Origin of the sequence: Bradyrhizobium amphicarpaeae, assembly GCF_002266435.3 — a bacterium.
GTDB classification, from domain to species: domain Bacteria; phylum Pseudomonadota; class Alphaproteobacteria; order Rhizobiales; family Xanthobacteraceae; genus Bradyrhizobium; species Bradyrhizobium amphicarpaeae.
Genome location: NZ_CP029426.2, coordinates 6,010,396 through 6,033,546, shown reverse-complemented (window position 1 = coordinate 6,033,546; position 23,151 = coordinate 6,010,396). Strand labels below are relative to the sequence as shown.

The window sequence follows — 23,151 nt, the reverse complement described above, 5'->3', positions numbered from 1 at the left end:
CGTAACGTGTTGACCTGCCGCAATCCGGGCTGCCGTGAGCGCGCTAGCTTCGCCGGCATGGTCGAGCAAGCAATGATCCTGCCGCAGCCCAAGCGCCGGTTTTCGGTCGCGTCGCTATGGTCGGGATGTCTCAGTCACAAATGGTTCATCCTCGCGGTCGTCGTCCTGCTCGGCCTCGGGGTCTGGCAAGGCGCGCGGACCATCCTGGGACCGGCGATCGTGGTCGATCAGGTCAAGCGCGGCCGCCTGATCGAGACGGTGGTGGCGAGCGGCCATGTCGAGACCCCGTTCCGGGTGGAGATCGGCAGCCAGCTCACCGGCACGGTGCAGGAGGTGCTGGTGCAGCAAGGCGAGAAGGTCACCAAGGACCAGCCGCTGATCTCGCTGGAATCGCGTGAGCTGAAGGCAAGCGTGGTGCAGGCGCAAGGCGCGGTGGCCCAGGCCGAGGCGCGCATCAGGCAGATCGAGGAATTGACGCGGCCCTCGGCCGACGAGGCGTTGACGCAGGCCAAGGCGACACTGCTCAACGCCCAGAAGACCTATGACCGCACGGCGCAGCTCGAACACAATGGCTATGCGACGCGGGCGGCGCTCGACGATGCGCAGAAGACGCTCGACGTCGCCCGCGCCCAGATGCGCTCGGCGCAATTTCAGGTCTACACGGCAAGCCCGGGCGGCAGCGACTATGTGATGGCCCAGACCCTGCTCAACCAGGCCCGCGCCAATCTCGACACTGCCGAATCCCGGCTCAATTACGCGACGATCGCCGCGCCCCGCGACGGCGTCCTGATCACGCGCAGCGTCGAACGCGGCACCGTGGTGCAGCCGGGCAAGGCGCTGCTGGTGCTTGCGCCGGCGGGCGACTCGCAACTCGTGCTGCAGATCGACGAACGCAATCTCGGCAAGATCGCGCTCGGGCAGAAGGCGCTCGCCTCCGCCGATGCCTATCCTGACCGGCGCTTTCCCGCCGTCATCACCTACATCAATCCGGGCGTCGACATTTCGCGCGCCTCGGTCGAAGTGAAGCTGACGGTCGCCGATCCCCCGGACTATCTGCGCCAGGACATGACGGTCTCGGTGGATATCGAGGTCGCCGCAAAGGACGATGCGCTGGTCCTGCCGCTGCGCTCGGTGCACGACGTCCTGTCGGGCGCCCCTTGGGTGCTCGGCATCAAGGACGGCCGCGCCAGCCAGCGACCGGTGAAGATCGGCCTGCGCGGCAACAGCCATGTCGAGATCACCGACGGCCTCGCCGCCGGCGACGTCGCGATCCCGCAGAATTCCGGCGTCCTGGCCGGGCAGCGCCTGCGGCCCGTGCTGCAATGAACCGCTGGCTGCCGTTCGAATGGACCATGGCGGTACGTTTCCTGCGCGAGGGCCGGCTGCAGACCATCTTCATCATCGGCGGCATCTCGATCGGCGTTGCCGTCATCGTCTTCATGTCGGCGATGCTCGCGGGGCTCCAGGCGAACTTCATCAAGCGCGTGCTGACCTCGCAGCCGCAAATCCAGCTGCTCGCGCCGGATCAGGTCGCCCGCCCCTTGCGCAAGGGCGCGGGCGAGCTCGAAGACGCGGTGGTGCAGCGCCCGAGCCAGCGGGTGATCTCGATCGATCAATGGCCGAAGATCGCGAGCCAGATGCGCGCGATGCCCGAGGTCACGGCGGTATCGCCGACCATCCTCGGCTCGGTGCTCGTGGTGCGCGGTGACGCCAGCCGTTCCGTCACGCTGTCCGGCGTCGAGCCGGATTCCTATTTCAAGATCGTCAAGGTGCCGGACTATGTCGTCGCCGGCGAGCCGCGCCTGACCAGCGAGGACATCATCATCGGCATCGAACTCGCCAAGGATCTCGGTGCCACCGTCGGCGACAAGCTCAACGTCCGCGCCGCCTCCGGCGCAACTCGCGTACTGACGATCTCGGGCCTCGTCGACCTCGGCAACAAAGGTGTCAACCAGCGCGTCGCCTATGCCGCGCTGCGGACCGCGCAATCGCTGCTCGGCATGATCGGCGGTGTCACCACCATCGACATCACGGTCAGCGACATCTACGCCGCCGAGGAGATCGCCCAGCGCATCCAGGCCGCCAACGCAGTCGAGGCCGACAGCTGGATCAAGACCAATGCGCAGTTCTTCTCCGCGGTACAGGCCCAGCAGAACACCAACACCCTGATCCGCCTGTTCGTCGGCCTGTCCGTCGCGTTCGGCATCGCGGCCGTGCTCGTCGTCTCGGTGATCCAGCGCTCCAAGGATATCGGCATCCTGCGCGCGATGGGTACCTCGCGGGGGCAGGTCCTGCGCGTGTTCCTGTTGCAGGGTGGGCTGCTCGGCTTTGTCGGTTCGCTGTTCGGCGCGGCGATGGGCGCGTTCGCGCTGGCCTATTGGCATTCGGTGGCCCGCCAGGCCGACGGCGCTGAACTGTTTCCGCTCATCATGGAGCGATCCCTGTTCATTTACACGGCATTGCTCGCCACCATCACCGGCCTCCTGGCCGCGATGGCGCCGGCTGTGCGCGCCGCGAAGCTCGATCCGGTGGTGGCGATCCGTGGCTAGCGAGATCCTGAAGCTCGAGAGCGTGTGCAAGGCCTACAATGTCGGCCTGCCGACCGAGACCGAGGTTCTGCACGACATCGACCTCAAGCTCGATCACGGCGAGTTCCTGGCGTTGATGGGCCCATCCGGCTCGGGCAAGAGCACGCTGCTCAACATCGTCGGCCTGCTCGACCGGCCGACGTCCGGTCGTCTCCTGATCAAGGGACAGGACACGGCCGCGCTCGGCGACGCTGAAATCACCCGGCTGCGCGGCCACACCATCGGGTTCATCTTCCAGTATCACCTTCTGATCTCGGCCTTCACGGCCCTCGAAAACGTCATGATGCCGATGTTGGTCGATCGCGGCTTTCCCGGTGCGGAGATCGAGGCGCGGGCGAACCGGCTGCTGGCACAGGTCGGGCTGGAGAAGTTCGCCGGCAACCTCGCCAACAACATGTCGGGCGGTCAGCAGCAGCGGGTGGCGGTGGCGCGCGCGCTCGCGATGAATCCCGATCTGGTTCTGGCGGACGAGCCGACCGGCAACCTCGACACCAAATCCGCCGATGCCGTGTTCGAACTCATGCGGCAGGTCAACCGCGACAGCGGCACGAGCTTCCTGCTCGTCACCCATAATATGGAGCTGGCGCGGCGCTGCGACCGCATCATCGAAGTGGTCGACGGCCGCATCCGGGCCTAAGCTCGCAAGATCGCGCCGGCAAGACGAAAATTAAGGGGATATCAAAGGCTTGGAGAGCGCCTTGCGCCCGAAAAAAGTCCCGTTCTTGCTTGCCTAGAGAGGCTGCTTCCTTTATCCGGTTGGGCTGCCTCGCGTGCGAACGGCCTCTGGCCGGGAATTGGGCTGGGCGCATCTAAATCTTCGAAGGATTACCCGCGAATGGCCAATGTTGTCGTCGTCGGCGCCCAGTGGGGCGACGAAGGAAAGGGCAAGATCGTCGACTGGTTGTCGGAGCAGGCGGACATCGTCGTCCGTTTCCAGGGCGGTCATAATGCCGGCCACACGCTGGTGATCAACGGCAAGACCTACAAGCTCGCGCTGCTGCCCTCGGGCGTGCTGCGCGACCAGAAGTTGTCGGTGATCGGCAATGGCGTGGTGTTCGATCCCGCCGCCTTCCTCGACGAGGTCACCAAGCTCAGGTCTCAGGGCGTCGCGGTCTCGCCGGAGAATTTGCGTGTCGCCGAGAACGTCACGCTGATCCTGCCGCTGCACCGCGAGCTCGATGCCCATCGCGAATCCGCCAATGCGGCGACTGCGATCGGCACCACCCGCCGCGGCATCGGGCCTGCCTATGAAGACAAGGTCGGCCGCCGCGCCATCCGCCTGATGGACCTCGCCGATCTCGACACGCTCCCGCACAAGATCGACCGGTTGCTTGCCCACCACAACGCACTGCGGCGCGGCCTCGGCCTGCCCGAATTCGACGGCAAGGTGATCTTGAAGGAGTTGAGCGCGCTGGCGCCGGAGCTGCTGCCCTATGCCGAGACGGTTTGGCGGCTGCTCGACATCAAGCGCCGCGAAGGCAAGCGGATGCTGTTCGAGGGGGCGCAGGGCGCGCTGCTCGACGTCGACCACGGCACTTATCCCTACGTCACCTCGTCCAACACGGTGGCGGCGCAGGCGGCGACCGGCTCGGGCCTCGGCCCCGGTGCGGTCGGTTACGTGCTCGGCCTGTGCAAGGCCTACACCACCCGCGTCGGCCAGGGCCCGTTCCCGACCGAGCAGGACAACGAGACCGGCCGCCGGATCGGCGAACGCGGCCGCGAGTTCGGCACCAACACCGGCCGTCCGCGCCGCTGCGGCTGGTTCGACGCCGTGCTGGTCCGCCAGGCGGTCCGCACTTGCGGCATCAACGGCCTCGCGCTGACCAAGCTCGACATCCTCGACGGCTTCGACACCATCGAGGTCTGCACCGGCTACAAGCTGGACGGCAAGGAGATCGACCATTTCCCCGCCGGCGAGGGCGCCCAGGCCCGGGTCGAGCCGATCTACGAGACCATCGAGGGCTGGAAGGAGCCGACCGCCGGGGCGCGGTCCTGGGCCCAGCTGCCGGCCCAGGCCATCAAATATGTCCGTCGGATCGAGGAATTGGTGGGGTGCCCGGTCGCGCTGCTTTCCACCAGCCCCGAACGCGAAGATACTATCCTCGTGCAAAACCCGTTTGAGGCTTAACGATCTCTTACCAGGACGCGCGTATAATTGAGTTGAAATGGCTGATTACTATCCGCTGATCGCCCGCGCTATTGCCGCCCTGGACCCCAACGCTCCCGGCGAAAGCCGTCGCGCGCTCTATGAGCGGGCGCGCACGGCCCTGATCGCCCAGCTGCGCAGCGTGCAGCCGCCGCTCTCCGAATCCGAGATCACCCGCGAGCGGTTGTCGCTGGAGGAGGCCGTCCGCAAGGTCGAATCTGAGGCCGCCCAGCGCGCGCGCGAGGCCTCGCGCCCCGGTGGCGGCGCCCGCAGCGGCAGCAGCGGCGACGCCTTTCGCCGTGCCAGCACCCGAGCCGCCGAAGGTGCCCCGGCTGCGGCTGCGCCGGCCCCGCCGCGCACGCGTCCGGCCCCGCCACCGCCGCGCGCCGACCGTCCGTCCTTCAACGTCGATGACCAGAGCGAGGCCCCGCGCCCGCCGCGCGCTCCCCGTTTCGACGCCCCGCGCCAGCCGGGACCGTCCGCCCCGCCCCCGATGCCGGAGCCGGCGGCCGGACGCGATCGCGCCGGTGCGCGTCGTCCGCCCGATGTCGGACCTCCGCCGGCGCTGCCGCCGGCCCCGGGTGTGCGCGGCTTCCGCGACATCACGGCCGACGCCAACGATCTCGGCGGCGCGGCCGCGCAGGCCAGCCGTGCCGCCCGCCGCACCTATGCCAACGTGCCCTCGCCCTCGCCGGAATTCGACCGGCTCGAGCCGAGCCTGGAAAACCGCGCCGGCGAGCAGGACGCGCCCTATTCCTATGACGAGTCGATCGAGGAGGCCGAGCGCTACGCGCCGCAGCCGCCGTCGCCGCGTCCGCGCATCGCGCCCGAGCGCGACGCCAAGAAGCGCGCCCGCACCCGCTCCGCCTTTCCGTTCAAGAGCGCGATTGCCGTCGGCATCGTGCTGATCCTGGTCGGTGCCGGCATCCTCTGGGGCAAGCAGCTGGTCCAGACCGCGACCAGTTTGTTGAAATCCTCGCCGACCCAATTGGTGGAGGCGCCGAAGGATCCGTCGCAGCCGCAGAGCAAGCCCAAGATTCCCGATCGCGTCGGCCAGCCCTCGGCCAGCAACCAGCCGGTCGCGCCGGTGGCGCAGAAGGTCGTGCTCTATGACGAGGATCCGTCCGATCCGAAGGGCAAGCAATATGTCGGCTCGGTGGTCTGGCGGCTGGAGCCGATCAAGGCCTCGGGCGCCCAGAAGGCCGACGTCGCCGTGCGCGCCGACATCGAGATCCCCGATCGCAAGTTCAAGATGACGATGTCGTTCCGCCGCAACACCGATTCCTCGCTGCCGGCGAGCCACACCGCGGAGCTGACCTTCATCCTGCCGCCGGATTTCCCGGGCGGCAGCATTTCCAACGTGCCGGGCATCCTGATGAAGTCGAACGAGCAGGCGCGCGGTACGCCGCTCGCAGGCCTCGCGGTCAAGGTCACCGACGGCTTCTTCCTGGTCGGCCTGTCCAATGTCGACGCCGACCGTTCCCGCAACGTCCAGCTCCTGAAGGAGCGCTCGTGGTTCGACGTGCCGCTGGTCTATGCCAACCAGCGCCGCGCCATCATCGCCATCGAGAAGGGCGCCCCCGGCGAGCGCGCCTTCAACGACGCCTTCGCGCAGTGGGGCGATTAGGGTCGCTCTCTGTCATTCCGGGGCGTGCGTAGCACGGGCCCGGAATCCATCGTGCAGCGCGTGACGTAGGAGAATGGATTCCGGGCTCGCGCTTCGCGCGCCCCGGAATGACGTCGCGGATCCTACTGCGCCGCCGCTTCCCGCTTGCGCGATGTCGTGGCTGCGTGCTCGCGGTCCATTACGGCGCGGCAGCCGGGGCTGACCTCCGCTCGCTTCTGCACCATGCAGGCCCTGACTCTCGGAATGTCGGGGATCTCACTGGAGCACAGCCGCATCGCATCGCCGGTGCACATCTGCTGCGCTTCGGACGAGAAGGCGAGGCCGGGCGAGGTCTGGAGTGCGAACGCCGTGGCGGCGAAGGCGAACAGCGAAACGATGGTCCTGTAGCGTGTCATGAAGAATGCATCCCCGAGTTCCGTGGGTTGAACCACTTTGTTTTGGGGCGCCGCACGCGGCTTGATCTGCCGCATGTCACAGCCTTCACGCCGGGACCTCGATCCCGCATGTAGTCGCTCGATCTCTCGTGAATTTCGAATCGAAAAGTGCTGCGCCGCCCAGGGCGAAGTATGCGTCATTGTCAAAGAGCTGCAATGGGCGGCATGAAGGAAATTGCAATTGTTGCGTGGACGTCACGCAACAAGCCTGTTCACGCGATCAGATCAGTCGATCGGAGGATGCGCTCGCCTGTTCGACATCGCTCGCGCCGAGCGCGGCGGCGTGTTCCTCGACGGCCGTGACGCCCTTGGCCGTGAGCTCGAACAGGTCGCCGTCCTTCATCACGTAGCCGTCGGCGATCAGCTCGCCGATCTTGCCGTGGCGGTCGTCGGCGAAGGCAACGGACTGGCTGATGTCCCGGAGAATGGAGAGTTGTTCGTCGCGCAACATGTCTTCACGCTCCATTCGCCGGGACGGTGCCGGTCCTCACATGCCGTGGCTCTGAAACACCTTGTTGCAGGACTTCGAAAGCTTGGCGCGATTGGCCTGCAGGCATCCCTGGACGGCCATGTCGTTGCCGAGGTCCTTCCGGCAGAAGCGCTGTGCGTCGCGCGAGCAGGCCTTCTGCTCCTGCGGCGTGCCCATGTGGCCCTGCGCGAAAGCACGCGGCTCCGAGAGAACGGTGAGGGCTGCCAGCGTGATCGTCGCCAGGATAATTTTGCGGGCCATCGGCACTCCAATCTTGCAAAGTTGAATTCGGGTCCTGTCTGAACTCGTCGTCGTGCCACTTGTTCCCACCAAGGCCGAACCGCGCTATTCAAGGTTCCCGCGGCGCTGCTATAGTCAGCGAAGACGTGTGAGGGTGTTTGATGAAACGCTATCTGGTGTTTGCGCTGGTCGGCCCGTTCGTCGGCGGGTTCCTGCTGCTGCTGACGACGACCTACCAGTCCGGCTATTGGACCCAGACCAGTCTCGGCGAGGTCGGCAAGCTGTTCGCGGTGTTCTTCAAGACGCTGCAATACAGCTATCTGTTCGGCTTCCTGCCTTCGCTGATGATCGGCGCGATCGACGACATCCTGGTCCACATCAGGCGGATCGGACCGGGCTTGCGGATGCTCCTGGTCGGCCTGTTCGCCTTCGTGCTGGCCTCGCTCACCTATAGCTCGCGCGGGCCGGATTCGGGCGCGGTGCAGTTCATCCTGTACGGCCTGGTCGGGTTCGTGCCGGCGCTGATTTCGTCCTGGCTCGTGCATAAATACATCAAGGAGCCGCAGCCAATGGCGGCGCCGACCTGAGCGCGACGTTCGGGCGCGGCGCAGCAACTTCCGCCGCGTCCGCGCGTTCCCTGAAGGCCATGACCATGTCCGACGACGACATCCTTGCTCCACGCAGATCCCGTTCGGGACCCTCGCGCACGACCTCCGGCCCGGAGGCGCGCGGGCCGATCATCGACCAGGACGGCCGGGAAGTGCGCCCCGAAACGCTGGAGCAGGGCTTTCGCGAGTTCCGTTTCGAGCTTGGCAAGGACAATCCGTTCGCCGGGAGCCCGTTCGGCAATCTGACGCGCGAGCAGCGGATCGCGCGGCTCGAGGCGATCGCCAAGCTGCTCGACGTCGCCTTCATCCTGCCCGGCACCAACATCCGCTACGGCATCGACGGGTTGATCGGCCTGATCCCCGTCATCGGCGACATCATCACCACGGCGATCTCGCTGTGGCTGGTGCGCGAGGCCCGCGCGTTGGGCGCGCCCTGGTATGTCACGGCCCGCATGCTCGGCAACGTCGCGCTCGACGGCGTGGTCGGCTTGGTCCCGTTCGCAGGCGACGCTTTCGACGTCGTGTTTCGCGCCAACATGCGAAACGTGCGTCTGCTCCGCCGCTGGCTCGACAAGCAGCCGCGGATGTGAAGATTCTAGAATTTTCAGAAGTTGATCGAGCCCCTCTCCCGCAAGCGGGAGAGGGAGAATTAAGAAAGCAAAAAGCGCGACGGCCCTTGGACCATCGCGCTTTCAGCACACATCGAATGTTGGCGAAAAACTTACGCCGCGTCGGCGTCGGTCTCGGCGGCCACGGGCTCCGGCTTGCGGTGGCGCTCCAACGGGAAGGCTTCGCTCTCATAGAGTGAGCGGATGCCGTTCTGGTCGAAACGCGCTTCCTCGACCTGGAGATAGGCGCCGTTCAGCGAATCCGTCGGCAATTGCTCCATCGCGAACTGCACGGCTTCGGCCGCGGTGCCGAACCGGCGATAGGTGAAGCCTGCGCGCTTCTTCTTGCGGATCGCGGCGGGGAAGAGTTCGGCGGAGGTGTTGAAGTTGAACGGACGCAGTGGACGCATGGTCAAAGACCTCGTGATCTTCTCTGGGGCTTTAAGCGCGTGGGGTATGGGAGGGCAGGGGCCGCAACCGAGCGAGCCCGCCGCACATGCCATTTTCGTCCTCTAATATAGGCCGATTTGACAAAAATGCGACCCCCGCGATGGGAGATGATGAATCCGCGCATGGCAGCCCCGCGGACAAAATTAGTCCATTATTTTCAGTATCTTACATGGATTATAGTTTGCCGAGAAGCAGCAGGACTACCAGCACCACCAGGACGACGCCGCCGATCCCCATGCCGGAATGGCCCATGCCATAGCCGTAACCGCCCACGCGGCCGGACAGGCCGCCGAGCAGATAGATGATCACCAGGATGATCAGGACGGTCCCGAGTGACATGGCATCCTCCCTGGCGGCGCCAGATGCGATGATCGGCCGCACCGCCAGACAAGAAAAGCACATCACGCGGCCGGGTTCCATGAAGGAACCCGGCCCGTGCAACCTTATTTCGGCTCCAGCTTCAGCGCGGCCGAGTTGATGCAGTAGCGCAGCCCGGTCGGCCCGGGGCCGTCGGGGAAGACGTGGCCGAGATGGCCGCTGCATTTGGAGCAGAGCACCTCGGTGCGGATCATGCCGTGGCTGACGTCGCGCTCCTCGTCGACATGGCTCTCGACCGCGGGCTGGGTGAAGCTCGGCCAGCCGCAGCCGGAATCGAACTTGGCGTCGGATTCGAACAGCATGTTGCCGCAGCCGGCGCAGACATAGGTGCCGGCGCGGTGGTCGTGCTCGTACTCGCCCGAGAAGGGACGCTCGGTCGCCTTCTCACGCAGCACCGCGTACTGCATCGGCGACAATTCGCGCCGCCACTGCTCTTCGCTCTTGATGACCTTGTCGTCTGTGGTCTTCATTTTGGTGTCGGGCATGGGTCTCCCGTTTGTTTCGGTGATCTCGCGATCAGTTGGTGGCCTTGCTGGCACTCACCAGCGTCGGTTTCTCAATGTAGTTATCCGCGAACAGCTTTTTCAGGTTCTCGACCTTGGGCAGGTCGTTATAGGCGATGTAGGGCTGGTTCGGGTGCAGCGTCAGATAGTCCTGGTGGTAAGCCTCCGCCGGGTAGAACCCCTCCAGCGCGCCGACCTTGGTCACGATCGGCTTGCTGAAGACCTTGGCGCCGTTGAGCTGGGCGATATAGGCCTCCGCCACCTTCTTCTGCTCGTCCGAGGTGGTGAAGACGGCCGAACGATACTGCGTGCCGGTGTCGGGGCCCTGGCGGTTGAGCTGGGTCGGGTCGTGCGCCACCGAGAAGTAGATCTGGAGGATCTTGCCGTAGGAGATCTTCTTCGGATCGTACTTGATCTCGACAGCCTCGGCATGGCCGGTCCGGCCGGTCGAGACCGTCTGGTAGTCCGCGGTCGCCCTGGTGCCGCCGGCATAGCCGGAGACCGCGTTGACGACGCCCGCGGTGTGCTGGAACACGCCCTGCACGCCCCAGAAGCAGCCGCCGGCGATCACGGCGGTCTGGATCCCGCTCGCAGGTGCCGCATCCATGGCGGGGGCGGGGATCACGACCGCTTCCTCTGCGGCCCGGGACGGCATGGCGAAGGCGAGCCCGAGGGCGGTAGTTGCGGCGAGCAGGGACAACAGGACAGGTCGGCGCATGGCGGATCCTCTTTCGGAAGGTCTGACAGTCTAGGGCGGTCGGGGCCGGACGAACAGTTGCCCGGTGGCGTTTTCGCACCATCCGAGGTACGGACGCGGCCGCCTGTTGTTACGGCCGGACGGACACGAGTCCGTGAAATGAGCCGTGCGGGATGGCCGGGCGCCGGCGGCTTGGCGAAACAGGGAACTCCGCGCTAGATGAACCGGTGCGATCGATGATCGACTCAAGAAGACTCCGGCTGGAGCAGGCCTGACCCATGCTGCGCGTCGTTTCCCTGACCCTCGTCATCCTGGCCGCCGGATTGTTCAGCGCGGCCGCCGACCCGCAGGCCGACGATCTCACCCTCTGCCGCGACCGCCAGGCCGAGACCCAGGCCCGCGCGAGCGCCTGCGACAATCTGCTGAAGACCGACAAGCTCGGCGGCAAGGACAAGGCGATCGCGCTCTCCGTGCGCGGCAACACGCTGATCAACAAGCGCGATTACGACCGCGCGATCGAGACCCTGTCCATCGCGATCGATCTCGATCCTGATAACGTCATTGCCCTCAACCTGCGCGGCCTCGCCTATGAGCGCAAGGGCCAGGACGACCTCGCGATGGCGGACTACAACCTCGCTTTGCAGAAGCGCCCGGCCTACGGTGTCCCCTACAACAACAGGGGCGTCATCTACGCGCGCCGCGGCGCGCTGCAAAGCGCGCTCGACGATTTCAGCCTGTCGATCAAGTACACGCCGAAATTCCTGCTCGGATGGACCAATCGCGCCCGCGTACGCACGCTGATGAAGGATTTCGACGGCGCGATCGCCGATTTCGCCGAGGCCGAGAAGATCGACCCGGCCGCGCCGCAGATCGCCAGCAACCGCTGCATCACTTACGGCATGATGGGCAAGTTCGACCAGGCTTTTGCCGATTGCAACGGCCTGATCGAGCGGCAGCCGAAGAACGTGTACGCGATCAACAACCGCGCCGATGTCAGCATGATGAAGGGTGACCTCGATTCCGCGCTGAAGGATTACAACACGGCGATCCAGATCAATCCGAACAACATCCGCGCGCATTCCGGTCGCGGCCAGATCTACGAGCGGAGGAAAGATCTCGCGCAGGCGCGCGCCGACTACCGCGCTGCCGCCTATTCGCTGACGAAGTTCGACGAGCCCGACGTCGCGCGCGCCCGTGCCGTTGCGCAGGAGCGGCTCGCCGCGCTGACGCTGCAGGCGCCGACTGGGGCAACCGGGCGCCGCGTGGCGCTGGTGATCGGCAACGGCGCCTACAAGAACGTCCATGCCTTGCCCAATCCGCCGCGCGATGCCAAGCTGATCGCGAGCGTGCTGCGCGACGTCGGCTTCCAGACCGTGATTTCCGTCAGCGACCTCACCCGCGACAAGTTCTTCGACGCGTTGAAGGCCTTCGCGGAGGAAGCGGAGAAGGCCGACTGGGCCGTGGTCTATTACGCCGGCCACGGCTTCGAGATCGGCGGGGTGAACTATCTCGTTCCCGTCGACGCCAGGCTCGCCGCCGACAAGGACGCCGAGACGCAGGCGGTCGCGCTCGAGCAGGTGATCGCCGCGGTCGGTGCTGCGCGAAAAATGCGTCTCGTGGTCCTGGATGCCTGCCGCGACAATCCGTTCGCGCCCGCCATGCAGCGCACGCTGTCGCTGAAGCTGGTCGACAAGGGCTTCTCCAACATCGAGCCCGGCGCCGGCTTCATGGTGGTCTACGCCGCCAAGCACGGCGAGACCGCGATGGACGGCGACGGTGCCGCCAACAGCCCGTTCGCCACCGCGCTCGCCCGCGAGATCAAGCAGCCCCGCGTCGAGATCAGGAAACTGTTCGACATCATCCGCGACGACGTCTGGGCCGCGACGAAGCACGGGCAGCAGCCGTTCACCTACGGCTCGCCGCCGGGCAGGGAAGATTTTTATTTCGTGGCGGGGAAGTAGGGGGCCGCGTGAGACGCGATATCGGCACCCAATTCCCGGTGCCGTAGGGTGGGCAGAGCGAAGCGTGCCCACGCCTTGTTCTCATGGAGGGAAATGGTGGACACGGCGCGTTGCGCCTCTGCCCACCCTGCGGCAGCGTCACACGACGATGCTCAAGCGCTTCGCCGCCCGCGTGATGCCCGTGTACAGCCACCTCGCGCGGCTGTCCTGAAACGCAAAGCTCTCGTCGAACAGCACGACGTCGTCCCATTGCGAGCCCTGCGACTTGTGCACGGTGAGCACGTAGCCATAGTCGAACTCGTCATAGGGCTTGCGCTGCTCCCAGGCGATCTGCTCGACGCCGCCCTCGAAGCAATCGGCGCGGACCGAGACCTTGGTCACCTTGTGGCCGAAATCCTCGTCCGGCGACAGCCGCATGCTGAGAATGCGCGATTTCGAGCGCGAAGTGTTGCGCGACTTCACACGCCACAGGCCGCCGTTGAACAGGCCCTTCTTGCGGTTGTTGCGCAGGCACACCAGCTTGTCGCCGGCGACCGGGAAGACGTCCTCGATGTTCTGGCGCTGGCGCACCCGCATGTTGTAGGCGCGTCGCGTGTTGTTGCGGCCGACCAGGACCTGGTCGGCGCCCATGACGCGATCAGGGTCGAGCTCCTTGCGCGAGACCACCTCGCTCTCGCCGTAGCGGCCGATGTCGAGTTCGCGTCCCTCGCGCACGTCCATCGACATCCGCACGATCGGATCGTCCTGGGCCTGGCGGTGTACCTCGGTCAGCATCGCGTCGGGCTCGGTGTTGGTGAAGAAGCCGCCGCCCTGGATCGGCGGCAGCTGAGCGGGATCGCCCAGCACCAGCAGCGGGCAGTCGAACGACATCAGGTCGCGCCCCAGTTCAGCGTCGACCATCGAGCATTCGTCGATCACGATCAGCTTGGCCTTGGAGGCCGGCGCGTCGTCCCACAACTCGAAACTCGGTTGCTCCTCGCCGGATTCGCGGGCGCGGTAGATCAGCGAGTGGATGGTGGAGGCGTCGTCGCACCCCTTGTTGCGCATGACGAGCGCGGCCTTGCCGGTGAAGGCGGCGAACTTCACCTCACCGTCGACGCCGTCGGCGATGTGCCGGGCCAGCGTGGTCTTGCCGGTGCCGGCGAAGCCGAACAGGCGGAACACCGGCGGCGTGCCGTTACGGCCCGGCTTGGCCTTGAGCCAGTCGCCGACGGCCTTGAGCGCGGCATCTTGATGCGGGGTGAAGGTGGCCATGTCTGTCTTGAGGAGGGGCGAAACGAAGCGATTCGCCACCCCCCGAAACTAACCATTCGCCCCGCCGGTTCAAGCGCAGGGCAGCCGCAATCCAGGGCCGGTCTCCGCGGCCCATCCTTCGAGACGCCCGCCTATGGCGGGCCCTCAGGATGAGGACGGAGTGCGCGGCGGCAGTTTCGCCAGGCAAAAATGCCGCCTGGCCTCATCCTGAGGAGACCGCAAAGCGGTCGTCTCGAAGGACGAGGCGCTTGCTCAGGCCTTGCCCCTACTGCCAGCCCGGAACGCCGCGCATGTCGGGCAGGTGGTGGGCGATGCCCTTGTGGCAGTCGATGCAGGTCTTTTCCTTGGTGAACAGGAAGCGCTGGTGGGCGACCGAGGCGCGCGGCGACTGCTTGGTGATATCCATGGAATCGGCGCTGTGGCAGTTGCGGCATTCCAGCGAATCGTTGGCCTTGAAACGTGCCCACTCATGCGCGGCGAGTTCGAGGCGGTGGTCCTGGAATTTCTCCCGCGTGTTGATCGTGCCGAAAATCTTGCCCCAGACTTCCTTGGACGCCTGCATCTTGCGCGCGATCTTGTCGGTCCAGTTGTGCGGCACGTGGCAGTCCGGGCAGGTCGCGCGGACGCCGGAGCGGTTGCTGAAATGGATCGTCGACTTCAGCTCGGCGAAGACGTTGTCCTTCATCTCGTGGCAGCCGGTGCAGAACTTCTCGGTGTTGGTGATCTCCAGCGCGGTGTTGAAGCCGCCCCAGAAGATCACGCCGGCGACGAATCCGGCCAGGACCAGGGTGCCGAGCGCGAACACCGAGCTCGGCCGGGTCAGCACCCGCCAGAGCTCCAGCGCAAAGCCCCAGCTCCGCGCGATGAAGCCGCGCTTGGTTTTCAACTCTGCATTGGGCCCGTCAGCGGTCGTCGTCATCGCCGTCCACCTGGGCTCGAGCGCGACAGCAGCGTGTCGATGTCGGTGAAGTCGTTGCTCACGGGCGGCGTGGTGACGTTCTGCGGCACATGACATTCCGTGCAGAAGAACCGCCGCGGCGACACCGAGGCCAGGAACTGGCCGTCACGGTCCATGAAATGCGTGATCGAGACCATCGGCGCCTTTGATTCCGCGATGCGTGCCCGCGCGTGGCAGGACAGGCACTTGTTGCCGTTGAGGTCGACCTGGTAGCCGTCGATCGAATGCGGGATCACCGGAGGCTGTTCAGGATAGTTGCGCACCTCCCGTTCAGACGTGTTGCGCATCGGCGTCATCGGTGGCGCCGGGCCTTCGTCGTTGAGCGGGGTCGGGCCGCGCAGGCCGGAGGTCACCGTCTGCGCGGTCAGCGAGCTGACGCCCGCGGCGATCACGACCGCGAGCAGGGCGATTGCTGTTCGTTTCATCATGACAGGTTCACCCGCTCGATACGGACGGCGCACTTCTTGTAGTCGGTTTGCAGCGAGATCGGATCGGTGGCGTCCAGCGTCACCTTGTTGATCAGCTTGGATTCGTCGAACCACGGCACGAACACCAGCCCACGCGGCGGCCGGTCGCGGCCGCGGGTCTCGACACGGGCGCGGATGAAGCCGCGGCGGGACACCACCTTCACCTCGTCGCCGCGCCGGATCTTCGCGTCCTGCGCGTCATCCGGATGCATGAAGCAGACGGCCTCGGGGAACGCCTTGTAGAGCTCGGGCACGCGGCGCGTCATGGTGCCGGAGTGCCAGTGCTCCAGCACGCGGCCGGTCGAGAGCCAGAACGGATATTCGCCGTCGGGCGATTCCGCCGGCGGCTCGTAGGGCAGCGCGAAGATGCGCGCCTTGCCGTCCGGGTGGCCGTAGAATTGCACGTCGGTGCCCTGCTTGACGTAGGGGTCGCTGCCCTCGCGGAAGCGCCATTTGGTTTCCTGGCCGTTGACGACGGGCCAGCGCAGGCCGCGCTCCCTGTGATAGGTGTCGAACGGCGCGAGGTCGTGGCCATGGCCGCGGCCGAACGCGGCGTATTCCTCGAACAGGCCCTTGTGGACGTAGAAACCGAACGCCTTGGACTCGTCGTTGGCATAACCGGGCTCGATGTCGCTCACGGGGAATTTGTCGACCTGGCCGTTCCGGTAGAGCACGTCGAACAGCGTCTTGCCGCGAACGTCGGGCTTCTTGGCGATCAGCTCCTCGGGCCAGACCTCCTCGATCTTGAAGCGCTTGGAGAACTCCATGAGCTGCCAGAGATCGGATTTCGACTCGCCCGGCGCGGACACGAGCTGATGCCAGAACTGGGTGCGCCGCTCGGCATTGCCGTAGGCGCCTTCCTTCTCCACCCACATCGCGGTCGGCAGGATCAGGTCGGCGGCAAGCGCCGTCACCGACGGATAGGCATCGGATACCACAATGAAATTGTCGGGATTGCGGAAGCCCGGATAAGTCTCCTCGTTGGCGTTGGGGCCGGCCTGGAGGTTGTTGTTGACCTGCACCCAATAGGCGTTGATCAGGCCGTCCTTCAGCATCCGGCTCTGCAGCACGGCGTGGGCGCCGGGCTTGTCGGGAATGGTACCCTCGGGGAGCAGCCAGAGGTGCTCGGCCTTGGTGCGGTGCTCCTTGTTGGTCACGACCATGTCGGCCGGCAGCCGGTGCGAGAAGGTGCCGACTTCGCGCGCGGTGCCGCAGGCCGAGGGCTGGCCGGTCAGCGAGAACGGGCTGTTGCCGGGCGAGGAGATCTTTCCGGTCAGGAGGTGGATGTTGTAAATGAGGTTGTTGCACCAGACGCCGCGGGTGTGCTGGTTGAAGCCCATGGTCCAGAACGAGACCACCTTGGTCTTGGGGTCGGCGTAGAGCTCGGCGATCGCCTCCAGCCGGTTCATCGGCACGCCGGACATCTCGGCCGCCTTCTCCAGCGTGTAGTCCGAGACGAACTTGACGTATTCGTCGTAGGTCATGTCGGTGGAGTCGTTGGCCTTGGCCGCGCCGGTCGCCTTCTTCTGCAGCGGATGCTCCGGCCGCAGGCCATAGCCGATGTCGGTCTGGCCGCGCTTGAACACGGTATGCGCGGCAACGAAGTCCTTGTTGACGCGGCCGGTCTTGATGATGTGGTTGGCGATGGCGTTCAGCAAATAGAGGTCGGTCTGCGGCTTGAAGATCATGCCGATGTCGGCGAGGTCGAACGAGCGGTGCTCGAAGGTCGAGAGTACGGCGACGCGGACATGCGGCGCGGAGAGCCGGCGGTCGGCCACGCGCGTCCACAGGATCGGATGCATCTCCGCCATGTTGGAGCCCCACAGCACGAAGGCGTCGGTGGCCTCGATGTCGTCATAGCAGCCGGGCGGCTCGTCGATCCCGAAGGTGCGCATCATGCCGGCGACCGCGGAGGCCATGCAGTGACGCGCATTGGGATCGATGTTGTTGGTGCGGAAGCCGGCCTTGAACAGCTTCGAGGCGGCATAGCCCTCCCAGATCGTCCACTGGCCGGAGCCGAACATGGCGACGCCGTTCGGGCCGCGTTTCTTGATCGCCTCCTTCCACTTCACCTCCATGATGTCGAAGGCTTCGGTCCAGGACACGGGCGTGAACTCGCCGTTCTTGTCGTACTTGCCGTTGGTCTTGCGCAGCATCGGCTGCGTCAGGCGGTCATGGCCGTACATGATCTTGGAGAGGAAATACCCCTTGACGCAGTTGAGGCCGCGATTGACCTCGGCCTTGGTGTCGCCGTGGGTGGCGACGACGCGGTTGTCCTTGGTCGCGACCATGACCGAGCAGCCGGTACCGCAGAAGCGGCAGGCGGCCTTGTCCCATTTCAGTTCGGCGACGTCGCGCTCGGCGACGAGGTTGGCGGCGAGCGCCGGCACCGGCATGCCCGCGGCGGTGGCCGCGATCGCGGCGGCCTCCAGTTTCAGCATCTGGCGGCGGTCGAGCTTTGGCGATGTCATGATGGCTCTTCCTTGCTCAGGCGGTTTCGATGGCGTGGAAAACCAGCGCCGCGGAATAGACGTCGGGCAGTGACTGGATGGTGTTGAGCAGGGTGCCGAGGCTGCCGGAATCCGGCGCCTCGGTCACGACGATGAGCTTACCGCGCGGATCGCGGCCGTGGATCTCGCAGCCGGCAAGGGCCGTGATCGCGGCTTCGAGCTCGGCGAGTCGCTCTGGGCGCGCCTGCACGATGATGCTGGCGATCTCGCAGCCCGGCGGAGCGACGACCGGGTCGGCGCTGAGCACCCGGCCGGTGATCAAGGCGCGGCGATTGAGTGTGGCGTTGGCCATGATGCCTGTCCTTCGTTGTCGGGGATCAATGCGGGGAGGGCGGCGGGCCGGGAGGGCCGGCAAACATCTGGTAGATCCAGACGCCGAGGCCGTAGCTGCCCACAGTTCCGACCGCGAGGACGGGCATCACGACCGCGGTCAGGAACAGGAAGGCGAAAATCTCCATGCGCTTACGGCGCACGCGCGACATCGCGTCGTCTGGTGCCGACATGTTCGGTCTCGTCTGAAATGTGGGGATTGGGACGGCATCCGGGCCGTTACCTTGCTGCATTATTGGTTGAGCCGGCTCGAGATTGCCTTGATCTGGATCAAGTGCAGGGCCCACTGCATCAGCCGGCGGCGTAGTGGCACGCTCGCCTGCGGCCATCCTTCGAGACGCCCGCCTTTGGCGGGCCCTCAGGATGAGGGCGGTGGGCGCCGCCGACATCCTGCCGCCGTGCCAACGTTCAGCCTCACCCTGAGGAGCGCGCCAGCGCGTCTCGAAGGGCGAGGCGCTTGCTCCGACGCTCACACTCCTCCCGCAAGGTGGAATTGCGTCGACGTAGACAGCGCTGCCCCACCCATTAAGATGCCCGCAACAACAATAATCGCGGGAGAGCGACGCCATGAAGTTCGGCATCTTCTACGAGCTGCAACTGCCGCGGCCCTGGGTGGCCGGCGACGAGCTCGCCCTCTACCAGAACGCGCTGACGCAGATGGAGCTCGCAGACCGGCTCGGCTACGACCACGCCTGGGTGGTCGAGCATCATTTCCTCGAGGAATATTCGCACTCGCCCTCGCCGGAATCTTTCCTCGCCGCCGCCAGCCAGCGCACGAAGAACATCCGGCTCGGCCACGGCATCCTGCAGCTCACCACCAACCATCCGGCGCGCGTCGCCGAACGGGTCGCGGTGCTGGATCTGCTGAGCAACGGCCGCTGCGAGTTCGGCATGGGCGAGAGTGCCTCCATCACCGAGCTCACCCCGTTCGGCCGCGACATGGAGACCAAGAAGGAAGTGTTCGAGGAGGCCGTCGCCGCGATCTTCCCGATGTTCAAGGACGCCGGCAGCGAGCACCACGGCAAATATTTCGACATCCCCTTGCGCAACGTCGTCCCGAAACCCGTGCAGAAGCCGCATCCGCCGCTGTGGATGGCGTGCTCGCAGCTGCCGACCATCGAGCGCGCCGGCCGTCACGGCTTTGGCGCACTCGGCTTCCAGTTCGTCAGCGCAGATGCCGCGCATGCCTGGGTGCACGCCTATTACAACGCGATGACCAAACGGCTTCAAAAGCTCGCCGACTACCAGATCAATCCGAACATGGCGCTGGTGTCGTTCTTCATGTGCGCCAAGACCGACGAGGAGGCGCGGGCCCGCGCCGACGGCGCCACCTTCTTCCAGTTCGCGCTGCGCTTCTACGGCGCCGCGCAGAACCGCCAGCGTCCCGCGCCCTACACCGTCAACATGTGGGACGAGTACAACAAGTGGAAGCGCGACAATCCGGAAGCGCAGGAGGCGGCACTGCGCGGCGGCCTGATCGGGTCGCCCGAGACCATCCGCAGGAAGCTGAAGCGATTCCAGTCCTCGCATATCGACCAGGTCATCCTGCTCAACCAGGCCGGAAAGAACAGCCACGAGCACATCTGCGAATCGCTCGAGCTGTTCGGCCGTGAGGTGATGCCGGAATTCCAGAACGATCCGGCGCAGGAAGTGTGGAAGCAGGGCGTGATGAGTGGCGAGATCAAGCTGGAGGAGATCGACACCGAAGCGTTTACCGACCGCTACGGCAAGCTCGCAATCAACGTTCCGCCGGCGAAGGCGGGATAAGCTCTGCATCCGGCATGGGCCCCGGCTCAGCAGCTCACGCCGAGCCTGACCAGGGGGAGAGAATGCAAGCGGCCTCAGCTTGGAAGGGTGATGAGCTGAGGCCGCTGACGCTTCGGCAACGGAGGCGAATCCAGCCGATGCAGGGCGATGCTAGGCTGTGTCCGCGCCGCCGGATGTCCACATGTGAACATTCCCGCGGCCTTGTTCTGCCCGATGCTTTACAGCTCGTGAATGCCGCTGGACGCGATCAATTTGCGGTCGTCCGCAGCGGCCAGTGGCCCGGTTCGTGCGACAGATCGACCAGATGATCCGGCCATTCGATCGGCCTGCAGAAGAGCCCGCGACGCTCGATCTCCTTGAACAGACGATTTGCACGCTGCTTCGCCGGCAGGCCGATCAGCCGCGTGCCGGCCAGGACGTCGGCTTGCACCTCGTTGCGAATGAACTCGTACATGCGAGTGATGAAATGATCGGAAAGCCCTGCAAATTCGCTCATGATGAAACGCGTACCCGCTAAAAGAAAATCCACGCGATCAGGCGCCAGCTGACCCAAAGAATGGCCGCGATCCACGCGGTCATGGCGATGCCCACAGTGCCGAGGAAGGCCAACCCGACGGCGGTGTCGTTGGTCTCGCGGCGTTTTGCGTTCTGAAGCGTATGCTGGTCGGTCCGCTCGAGCATCTCATCCTTCTCTGCTTGCAACGCTACCGAGCGCAGCGTCGCCGGACAAACGCCGGCTCGAATTAACCTCACCGGTCAACCTTACCCGCGCGGCCCCCGCGGCGTTCTGCTGCCTGTCATGGCGGCTCAACGCGCCGGATCGGTGCCAGCGTCACTGGTGCGTCAAAGTGCGGATGGATTCCAGCAGCCGCTCGAGGCGGTAGGGTTTGTGGAGCATGATGCTCCCTGAAACCGGTCGCGGATCGGAGAGAGTGTGGCCGGTGGCGTAGATGACGGGAATCGCGGGATGACTCTGCCGGCATTTTATCGCGACGTCCCACCCGGACATCTGTCCCGGCAGCTTCACGTCCGTGAAGATGAGGTCAGGCGTGGTTTCGGCGCAAAGCTGCAGCGCGCGCTCGCCGCTTTCGGCTTGAAGAACGTTGTGTCCGTGACCCTCCAATATGTCCACGACCACGTCGCGGATCAGGTCTTCGTCTTCGACGACCAGAATTTGCAAATCAGTCTCCCGGCGGGCATGCCCTGTTTGTTCGGACTTGCCTCGGCGTCCGGCACATTTGTGAAGCAATGGGATCAAAAGCGTTAACCATCCCTGCCGGTTCCATTCCGGCCACAATCGCTTCGATGTTTCTTAAATCTTGCTCGATACCTCTTCAGGCACAGTGATGCCTGGAGAAAGATATGGCTAAGCGGGCCAAACGCGGCAAGAAGGCGAATATGCTCGCACTCCCGATGGCCGCACGCGTTGCGATCGGCGTCGTGGCCGTCGCCGTCGTGGGCTATGCTGTGCTGTCTCCACCGCCGAGCGTGCAGCCGGTACGGAAGCCCTCCGCGCAGGAAGCCAAGGCATCGTCATCACCGGTTTACGTGGCGCCTCCGGTTCACGCATCCGCGCCGGCTCCGGCTGCAACGACGGCTGCAGTTCCGGTTCCGGCCCCCGCGCCTCTGGTCGAACCGCCAAAAGCCGCTGAGGGTCCCGGCGCCCTTGTTCGGCAGGTGGTCGACTACGCCAGCCGCCAGCCGCCGGGCACCGTGATCATCGATACCAAGAACACATTCCTCTATCTCGTCCTGAACGACACGCAGGCGTTACGCTACGGCATCGGTGTCGGCCGCGAAGGTTTCACCTGGTCCGGCGAGCAGACCGTGGCCCGCAAGGCAGAATGGCCGGATTGGCATCCGCCGACAGAAATGATCGGGCGTCAGCCTTATCTGCCGCGCTTCATGGCGGGCGGCCCCGGCAACCCGCTCGGCGCTCGCGCGATGTATCTCGGCGAAACCGAATATCGCATCCACGGCACCAACAACCCGGATACGATCGGCAAGCGGGTGTCGTCCGGCTGCATCCGGCTGACCAACGACGACGTGACGGACCTCTACGACCGGGTGAAGGTCGGCGCGAAAGTGATCGTGCTTCCCGCCAGCGCCGCCCGCAGACCGTCCCAAGGCACGCCCGCCGACGCCGCGTTCCGACTGCCGGACCCGGCATCGCCGTCGAAGCGGCCCTTGGCGGCCAACGCGCAGATGCTTTCGCCTGGACCGAAGATCGCCGAAGCCCGGTAGCGCGGCCCCCGTCCGGAGAAAAGTGGATCGGCGGAATCGGCCGACCTGGCTGCGAAGCCGGTGGCAGCGGCCATCCCTGCGCGCGATCGGGAGGGATTGCGAAGATTTGGGCTGTCACGACGCCGGGCGTGACGCCCTCCAAGGCGGCCGCGAAAAGCCTCTCTGCAACGCAGGCGACGCCCGCGTGAGCGAAAGCATGCCACGCCGATTGCTGTTTGGCGTCATTCCATCGAAGGAGGCCACCGCCGCTTGTGTGCGCGACGTCACGGTTGGGCGCGTCATGCCGGGCTATCACTCAACCCACGGCGACAATGCAAACAAACAGGTGGACCATGACGAAGACGGCGATGATCACGAAGATGGCGGCCGCGATGGTTTTGGCAAGCGTGGCGGCTAGCGTTAGCAGCAACGCGGCGCAGGCCGGCTGGGGCCCCAACGGGCAGTACGGCAATGCACCCCAGACAAGGCCTCAAATCGGTCCCCACTTCGGCGGCTATGGCGGCAACGGCGGCCAGCGCCCCCCCATCCTGGTTCCCGGACCGCGGCCGGTGTCTCCGCAGGTCGTGGTCTATCCGCGGCCCGCCCCCCCAGTCTATGTACCCCCGCAGGTCGTCGTCAGGCCGGTGCCGGTCGTCGTCAACCGTCCGGTGTATATCCCGACCGCGCCGGTGGTGAAGGAGAGGGTCGTCGTTCAGCAGCCCGCGACCGTGGTTGCGAGCACGCCGGCGCCGGTCGTCGCGGCGGCGCCCGCTCCGGTCGTCAACAACAATTGCAACTGCCTCGTGAAGGAATATCCCCAGGCCGGCGTCGTGGTGTTCAGGGATATCTGCACCAAGGAGAGTGCGACCTACACCAACCTGCCGCAGCAGACCTCGCAGGCCGTGCTGCCGCCGACCCAGTAATCTCCGGCGG

Annotated in this window: 28 protein-coding genes; 12 read left to right on the top strand and 16 right to left on the bottom strand. The window is 65.5% G+C overall.

The window, feature by feature from the left end; all coding sequences use genetic code 11:
- Positions 1-72: 72 nt before the first annotated feature.
- The 5 genes from CIT40_RS28320 (at position 73) to CIT40_RS28300 (ending at position 6,361) form a co-directional block, all read left to right on the top strand.
- Positions 73-1,326 carry an efflux RND transporter periplasmic adaptor subunit gene (locus CIT40_RS28320; RefSeq protein ID WP_244611862.1) on the top strand — a complete coding sequence of 418 codons (1,254 nt, stop codon included), beginning with the start codon at positions 73-75 and terminating at the stop codon, positions 1,324-1,326.
- Positions 1,323-2,549, top strand: a complete 1,227-nt coding sequence (locus CIT40_RS28315) for an ABC transporter permease (protein WP_094893467.1) — start codon at positions 1,323-1,325, stop codon at positions 2,547-2,549. The genes CIT40_RS28320 and CIT40_RS28315 overlap by 4 nt, the downstream gene beginning before the upstream one ends.
- Positions 2,542-3,225, top strand: a complete 684-nt coding sequence (locus tag CIT40_RS28310) for an ABC transporter ATP-binding protein (RefSeq protein ID WP_094893468.1) — start codon at positions 2,542-2,544, stop codon at positions 3,223-3,225. The genes CIT40_RS28315 and CIT40_RS28310 overlap by 8 nt, the downstream gene beginning before the upstream one ends.
- A 198-nt stretch (positions 3,226-3,423) precedes the next feature.
- Positions 3,424-4,716 (top strand): adenylosuccinate synthase, encoded by a 1,293-nt coding sequence (locus CIT40_RS28305; RefSeq protein ID WP_094893469.1) that lies wholly within the window; start codon positions 3,424-3,426, stop codon positions 4,714-4,716.
- A 37-nt stretch (positions 4,717-4,753) separates the two neighbouring features.
- Entirely contained in the window at positions 4,754-6,361 is a 1,608-nt protein-coding gene (locus CIT40_RS28300; protein WP_094893470.1) for a hypothetical protein, read from the top strand.
- Positions 6,362-6,483: 122 nt separating this feature from the next.
- On the opposite strand, the gene CIT40_RS28295 is transcribed toward CIT40_RS28300, so the two are convergent.
- From CIT40_RS28295 to CIT40_RS28285, 3 genes are all read right to left on the bottom strand, one after another.
- A complete protein-coding gene (locus CIT40_RS28295; protein ID WP_244611861.1) occupies positions 6,484-6,756 on the bottom strand; it encodes a hypothetical protein in 273 nt (90 codons plus the stop codon).
- Between the two features lie 259 nt (positions 6,757-7,015).
- Positions 7,016-7,246: a hypothetical protein gene (locus CIT40_RS28290; RefSeq protein ID WP_094893564.1), complete on the bottom strand. Its 231-nt coding sequence runs from the start codon at positions 7,244-7,246 to the stop codon at positions 7,016-7,018.
- A 36-nt stretch (positions 7,247-7,282) separates the two neighbouring features.
- Positions 7,283-7,525 carry a hypothetical protein gene (locus CIT40_RS28285; RefSeq protein ID WP_094893471.1) on the bottom strand — a complete coding sequence of 81 codons (243 nt, stop codon included), beginning with the start codon at positions 7,523-7,525 and terminating at the stop codon, positions 7,283-7,285.
- Between the two features lie 140 nt (positions 7,526-7,665).
- Here CIT40_RS28285 and CIT40_RS28280 point away from each other — a divergent pair, with 140 nt between their 5' ends.
- Both CIT40_RS28280 and CIT40_RS28275 read left to right on the top strand, forming a co-directional pair.
- The gene (locus tag CIT40_RS28280) at positions 7,666-8,091 is read left to right on the top strand and encodes a DUF5413 family protein (protein WP_094893472.1); all 426 of its coding nucleotides are present in this window, start codon (positions 7,666-7,668) and stop codon (positions 8,089-8,091) included.
- A gap of 59 nt (positions 8,092-8,150) precedes the next feature.
- Entirely contained in the window at positions 8,151-8,702 is a 552-nt protein-coding gene (locus CIT40_RS28275) for a DUF4112 domain-containing protein (protein WP_094893473.1), read from the top strand.
- 131 nt (positions 8,703-8,833) lie between these two features.
- Here CIT40_RS28275 and CIT40_RS28270 read toward each other — a convergent pair whose 3' ends face one another.
- The 4 genes from CIT40_RS28270 to msrA all read right to left on the bottom strand — a co-directional run bounded on the left by CIT40_RS28270 (position 8,834) and on the right by msrA (position 10,769).
- A complete protein-coding gene (locus CIT40_RS28270) occupies positions 8,834-9,130 on the bottom strand; it encodes a hypothetical protein (RefSeq protein WP_014439893.1) in 297 nt (98 codons plus the stop codon).
- A gap of 214 nt (positions 9,131-9,344) precedes the next feature.
- A complete protein-coding gene (locus CIT40_RS28265) occupies positions 9,345-9,509 on the bottom strand; it encodes a DUF3309 family protein (protein WP_094893566.1) in 165 nt (54 codons plus the stop codon).
- A gap of 104 nt (positions 9,510-9,613) precedes the next feature.
- Positions 9,614-10,033, bottom strand: a complete 420-nt coding sequence (gene msrB, locus CIT40_RS28260) for a peptide-methionine (R)-S-oxide reductase MsrB (protein WP_094893474.1) — start codon at positions 10,031-10,033, stop codon at positions 9,614-9,616.
- A 31-nt stretch (positions 10,034-10,064) separates the two neighbouring features.
- The gene (msrA, locus tag CIT40_RS28255; RefSeq protein ID WP_094893475.1) at positions 10,065-10,769 is read right to left on the bottom strand and encodes a peptide-methionine (S)-S-oxide reductase MsrA; all 705 of its coding nucleotides are present in this window, start codon (positions 10,767-10,769) and stop codon (positions 10,065-10,067) included.
- A 257-nt stretch (positions 10,770-11,026) separates the two neighbouring features.
- Here msrA and CIT40_RS28250 point away from each other — a divergent pair, with 257 nt between their 5' ends.
- Positions 11,027-12,709, top strand: coding sequence for a caspase family protein (locus CIT40_RS28250; RefSeq protein ID WP_094893476.1), 1,683 nt, complete (start codon positions 11,027-11,029; stop codon positions 12,707-12,709).
- Between the two features lie 138 nt (positions 12,710-12,847).
- On the opposite strand, the gene CIT40_RS28245 is transcribed toward CIT40_RS28250, so the two are convergent.
- From CIT40_RS28245 to napE, 6 genes are all read right to left on the bottom strand, one after another.
- The gene (locus CIT40_RS28245) at positions 12,848-13,963 is read right to left on the bottom strand and encodes an ATP-dependent DNA helicase (RefSeq protein ID WP_162307718.1); all 1,116 of its coding nucleotides are present in this window, start codon (positions 13,961-13,963) and stop codon (positions 12,848-12,850) included.
- A 265-nt stretch (positions 13,964-14,228) separates the two neighbouring features.
- Positions 14,229-14,882, bottom strand: coding sequence for a NapC/NirT family cytochrome c (locus CIT40_RS28240; protein WP_094893478.1), 654 nt, complete (start codon positions 14,880-14,882; stop codon positions 14,229-14,231).
- Positions 14,879-15,349, bottom strand: a complete 471-nt coding sequence (locus CIT40_RS28235; protein ID WP_162307717.1) for a nitrate reductase cytochrome c-type subunit — start codon at positions 15,347-15,349, stop codon at positions 14,879-14,881. The genes CIT40_RS28240 and CIT40_RS28235 overlap by 4 nt, the downstream gene beginning before the upstream one ends.
- Positions 15,346-17,859 carry a nitrate reductase catalytic subunit NapA gene (gene napA, locus CIT40_RS28230; RefSeq protein ID WP_094893480.1) on the bottom strand — a complete coding sequence of 838 codons (2,514 nt, stop codon included), beginning with the start codon at positions 17,857-17,859 and terminating at the stop codon, positions 15,346-15,348. Before napA ends, CIT40_RS28235 begins: the two co-directional genes overlap by 4 nt.
- Positions 17,860-17,875: 16 nt before the next feature.
- Complete coding sequence (locus CIT40_RS28225) at positions 17,876-18,190, bottom strand: chaperone NapD (RefSeq protein WP_094893481.1); 315 nt, start codon at positions 18,188-18,190, stop codon at positions 17,876-17,878.
- A gap of 25 nt (positions 18,191-18,215) precedes the next feature.
- Entirely contained in the window at positions 18,216-18,401 is a 186-nt protein-coding gene (gene napE / locus CIT40_RS28220) for a periplasmic nitrate reductase, NapE protein (protein ID WP_094893482.1), read from the bottom strand.
- 394 nt (positions 18,402-18,795) lie between these two features.
- Between napE and CIT40_RS28215 the strand changes: the two genes are divergently transcribed.
- Positions 18,796-19,995, top strand: a complete 1,200-nt coding sequence (locus tag CIT40_RS28215; protein ID WP_094893483.1) for an LLM class flavin-dependent oxidoreductase — start codon at positions 18,796-18,798, stop codon at positions 19,993-19,995.
- A gap of 247 nt (positions 19,996-20,242) precedes the next feature.
- Here the strand turns inward: CIT40_RS28215 and CIT40_RS28210 are convergent, their stop codons facing one another.
- The 3 genes from CIT40_RS28210 to CIT40_RS28200 form a co-directional block, all read right to left on the bottom strand.
- Entirely contained in the window at positions 20,243-20,491 is a 249-nt protein-coding gene (locus CIT40_RS28210) for a hypothetical protein (RefSeq protein ID WP_094893484.1), read from the bottom strand.
- A gap of 17 nt (positions 20,492-20,508) precedes the next feature.
- A complete protein-coding gene (locus CIT40_RS28205; RefSeq protein WP_100298074.1) occupies positions 20,509-20,676 on the bottom strand; it encodes an RNA-binding protein in 168 nt (55 codons plus the stop codon).
- Positions 20,677-20,827: 151 nt separating this feature from the next.
- The gene (locus CIT40_RS28200; protein ID WP_162307716.1) at positions 20,828-21,175 is read right to left on the bottom strand and encodes a response regulator; all 348 of its coding nucleotides are present in this window, start codon (positions 21,173-21,175) and stop codon (positions 20,828-20,830) included.
- Between the two features lie 182 nt (positions 21,176-21,357).
- On the opposite strand from CIT40_RS28200, the gene CIT40_RS28195 reads away from it, so the two are divergent.
- The 3 genes from CIT40_RS28195 to CIT40_RS28185 all read left to right on the top strand — a co-directional run bounded on the left by CIT40_RS28195 (position 21,358) and on the right by CIT40_RS28185 (position 23,141).
- Positions 21,358-22,239 (top strand): L,D-transpeptidase, encoded by an 882-nt coding sequence (locus tag CIT40_RS28195; protein WP_094893487.1) that lies wholly within the window; start codon positions 21,358-21,360, stop codon positions 22,237-22,239.
- A gap of 184 nt (positions 22,240-22,423) precedes the next feature.
- The gene (locus tag CIT40_RS28190; RefSeq protein WP_148667240.1) at positions 22,424-22,636 is read left to right on the top strand and encodes a hypothetical protein; all 213 of its coding nucleotides are present in this window, start codon (positions 22,424-22,426) and stop codon (positions 22,634-22,636) included.
- Positions 22,587-23,141 (top strand): hypothetical protein, encoded by a 555-nt coding sequence (locus CIT40_RS28185; RefSeq protein WP_162307715.1) that lies wholly within the window; start codon positions 22,587-22,589, stop codon positions 23,139-23,141. Before CIT40_RS28190 ends, CIT40_RS28185 begins: the two co-directional genes overlap by 50 nt.
- Positions 23,142-23,151: the final 10 nt, after the last annotated feature.

What these genes read in the sequence shown, in the direction of transcription:
- CIT40_RS28320 (WP_244611862.1), top strand. Translation starts at nt 73, where the DNA reads ATGATCCTGCCGCAGCCCAAGCGCCGGTTTTCGGTCGCGTCGCTATGG.
- CIT40_RS28315 (WP_094893467.1), top strand. Translation starts at nt 1,323, where the DNA reads ATGAACCGCTGGCTGCCGTTCGAATGGACCATGGCGGTACGTTTCCTG.
- CIT40_RS28305 (WP_094893469.1), top strand. Translation starts at nt 3,424, where the DNA reads ATGGCCAATGTTGTCGTCGTCGGCGCCCAGTGGGGCGACGAAGGAAAG.
- CIT40_RS28300 (WP_094893470.1), top strand. Translation starts at nt 4,754, where the DNA reads ATGGCTGATTACTATCCGCTGATCGCCCGCGCTATTGCCGCCCTGGAC.
- CIT40_RS28295 (WP_244611861.1), bottom strand. Translation starts at nt 6,756, where the DNA reads ATGACACGCTACAGGACCATCGTTTCGCTGTTCGCCTTCGCCGCCACG.
- CIT40_RS28290 (WP_094893564.1), bottom strand. Translation starts at nt 7,246, where the DNA reads ATGTTGCGCGACGAACAACTCTCCATTCTCCGGGACATCAGCCAGTCC.
- CIT40_RS28285 (WP_094893471.1), bottom strand. Translation starts at nt 7,525, where the DNA reads ATGGCCCGCAAAATTATCCTGGCGACGATCACGCTGGCAGCCCTCACC.
- CIT40_RS28280 (WP_094893472.1), top strand. Translation starts at nt 7,666, where the DNA reads ATGAAACGCTATCTGGTGTTTGCGCTGGTCGGCCCGTTCGTCGGCGGG.
- CIT40_RS28275 (WP_094893473.1), top strand. Translation starts at nt 8,151, where the DNA reads ATGACCATGTCCGACGACGACATCCTTGCTCCACGCAGATCCCGTTCG.
- CIT40_RS28270 (WP_014439893.1), bottom strand. Translation starts at nt 9,130, where the DNA reads ATGCGTCCACTGCGTCCGTTCAACTTCAACACCTCCGCCGAACTCTTC.
- CIT40_RS28265 (WP_094893566.1), bottom strand. Translation starts at nt 9,509, where the DNA reads ATGTCACTCGGGACCGTCCTGATCATCCTGGTGATCATCTATCTGCTC.
- msrB (WP_094893474.1), bottom strand. Translation starts at nt 10,033, where the DNA reads ATGCCCGACACCAAAATGAAGACCACAGACGACAAGGTCATCAAGAGC.
- msrA (WP_094893475.1), bottom strand. Translation starts at nt 10,769, where the DNA reads ATGCGCCGACCTGTCCTGTTGTCCCTGCTCGCCGCAACTACCGCCCTC.
- CIT40_RS28250 (WP_094893476.1), top strand. Translation starts at nt 11,027, where the DNA reads ATGCTGCGCGTCGTTTCCCTGACCCTCGTCATCCTGGCCGCCGGATTG.
- CIT40_RS28245 (WP_162307718.1), bottom strand. Translation starts at nt 13,963, where the DNA reads ATGGCCACCTTCACCCCGCATCAAGATGCCGCGCTCAAGGCCGTCGGC.
- CIT40_RS28240 (WP_094893478.1), bottom strand. Translation starts at nt 14,882, where the DNA reads ATGACGACGACCGCTGACGGGCCCAATGCAGAGTTGAAAACCAAGCGC.
- CIT40_RS28235 (WP_162307717.1), bottom strand. Translation starts at nt 15,349, where the DNA reads ATGATGAAACGAACAGCAATCGCCCTGCTCGCGGTCGTGATCGCCGCG.
- napA (WP_094893480.1), bottom strand. Translation starts at nt 17,859, where the DNA reads ATGACATCGCCAAAGCTCGACCGCCGCCAGATGCTGAAACTGGAGGCC.
- CIT40_RS28225 (WP_094893481.1), bottom strand. Translation starts at nt 18,190, where the DNA reads ATGGCCAACGCCACACTCAATCGCCGCGCCTTGATCACCGGCCGGGTG.
- napE (WP_094893482.1), bottom strand. Translation starts at nt 18,401, where the DNA reads ATGTCGGCACCAGACGACGCGATGTCGCGCGTGCGCCGTAAGCGCATG.
- CIT40_RS28215 (WP_094893483.1), top strand. Translation starts at nt 18,796, where the DNA reads ATGAAGTTCGGCATCTTCTACGAGCTGCAACTGCCGCGGCCCTGGGTG.
- CIT40_RS28210 (WP_094893484.1), bottom strand. Translation starts at nt 20,491, where the DNA reads ATGAGCGAATTTGCAGGGCTTTCCGATCATTTCATCACTCGCATGTAC.
- CIT40_RS28205 (WP_100298074.1), bottom strand. Translation starts at nt 20,676, where the DNA reads ATGCTCGAGCGGACCGACCAGCATACGCTTCAGAACGCAAAACGCCGC.
- CIT40_RS28195 (WP_094893487.1), top strand. Translation starts at nt 21,358, where the DNA reads ATGGCTAAGCGGGCCAAACGCGGCAAGAAGGCGAATATGCTCGCACTC.
- CIT40_RS28185 (WP_162307715.1), top strand. Translation starts at nt 22,587, where the DNA reads ATGATCACGAAGATGGCGGCCGCGATGGTTTTGGCAAGCGTGGCGGCT.